Here is a 1,299-nt window from a genome sequence, read left to right on the forward strand (position 1 = left end):
CGCGTCAACGGCCTGCAGCGGGTGTCCGCTGGCAGTGTTTTCGGTGCCTTGCCGCTGAACGTCGGCGACCAGGCCGATGATCGCCGCCTGGTGGACTCGACCCGTTCCCTGTTCAAGACCGGCTTCTTTCAGGACATCCAGCTGAACCGCGATGGCAATGTGCTGATCATCAACGTGGTGGAGCGCCCGTCGGTGTCGAGCATCGAGATCGAAGGCAACAAGGCCATCAGCACCGACGACCTGATGAAGGGCCTGAAGCAATCGGGCCTGGCCGAAGGCGAGATCTTCCAGCGCGCCACCCTCGAAGGTGTGCGTAACGAGCTGCAGCGCCAGTACGTGGCCCAAGGCCGCTACTCGGCCGAGGTTGACGCCGAAGTGGTGCCGCAGCCGCGCAACCGTGTGGCACTGAAGATCAAGATCAACGAAGGCACCGTTGCTGCCATCCAGCACATCAACATCGTTGGCAACAACGTGTTCGATGATGAAACCCTGGGCCAGTTGTTCGAGCTGAAGACCACCAACTGGCTGTCGTTCTTCAAGAACGACGACAAGTATGCCCGCGAAAAACTGTCCGGTGACCTGGAGCGCCTGCGTTCCTACTACCTGGACCGCGGCTACATCAACATGGACATCGCCTCCACCCAGGTGTCCATCACGCCGGACAAGAAACACGTCTACATCACCGTCAACATCAACGAAGGCGAGAAGTACACCGTTCGCGACGTGAAGCTGTCCGGTGACCTGAAAGTGCCAGAAGACCAGGTCAAGTCGCTGTTGCTGGTGCAGCCGGGCCAGGTGTTCTCGCGCAAGGTGATGACCACCACGTCCGAGCTGATCACCCGCCGCCTGGGTAACGAAGGCTACACCTTCGCCAACGTCAACGGCGTGCCGCAGCCCAACGACCAGGACCACACGGTCGACATCATGTTCGTGGTCGACCCGGGCAAGCGTGCCTACGTCAACCGCATCAACTACCGCGGCAACACCAAGACCGAAGACGAAGTGCTGCGCCGCGAAATGCGCCAGATGGAAGGTGGCTGGGCTTCGACCTACCTGATCGACCAGTCCAAGACCCGTCTGGAGCGCCTGGGCTTCTTCAAGGAAGTCAACGTCGAGACCCCGCCAGTACCAGGTACTGACGACCAGGTCGACGTCAACTACAGCGTCGAAGAGCAAGCCTCCGGCTCGATCACCGCCAGCGTCGGTTTCGCCCAGAGCGCCGGCCTGATCCTCGGGGGTTCGATCAGCCAGAGCAACTTCCTCGGTACCGGTAACAAGGTGTCCATCGGGCTGACCCGC

General features: G+C 61.0%; 1 protein-coding gene. It reads left to right on the forward strand.

Annotation, left to right across the window (positions count from 1 at the left end):
- Positions 1-1,299: outer membrane protein assembly factor BamA (bamA, locus tag LU684_RS30410; protein WP_232895370.1), on the forward strand; the 1,299-nt coding region annotated here is incomplete at both ends.

The sequence above is a fragment of the Pseudomonas sp. NMI542_15 genome (genome assembly GCF_021283425.1).
Taxonomy (GTDB): Bacteria; Pseudomonadota; Gammaproteobacteria; order Pseudomonadales; family Pseudomonadaceae; genus Aquipseudomonas; species Aquipseudomonas fortuita.